General features: G+C 38.1%; 1 protein-coding gene. It reads left to right on the top strand.

From position 1 onward, the window contains the following. Window positions 1-65: 65 nt before the first annotated feature. The coding region (locus tag KVT11_RS20615; RefSeq protein ID WP_217609218.1) for a TrmB family transcriptional regulator at window positions 66-236 on the top strand (171 nt) is incomplete at its 3' end.

The following is a 236-nucleotide window of genomic DNA, read 5'->3' as shown; positions in this document are numbered from 1 at the left end:
CCATTGACAAGATATAACCGCTTACATTATAGTAGTTTCATGAATAACCACTACGGAGGATGTTTATGGAGGATGTTCTGAAAGAATTACAGAAATTTGGATTTTCTCAATATGAATGTAAAGCATATATCGGCTTGTTGAAACACTCGCCTGTTACCGGATATGAAATCAGCAAAAGGTCAGGCGTCCCCCGCTCAATGATCTATGAAGTATTGGGGAAATTAGTTGATAAAGGC

It is taken from the genome of Bacillus sp. GbtcB10, from assembly GCF_019091365.1.
GTDB classification, from domain to species: Bacteria; Bacillota; Bacilli; order Bacillales; family Bacillaceae; genus Bacillus; species Bacillus altitudinis.
The sequence above is the reverse complement of the archived record's forward strand: the minus strand, read 5'-3'. Positions and strand labels throughout refer to the sequence as shown.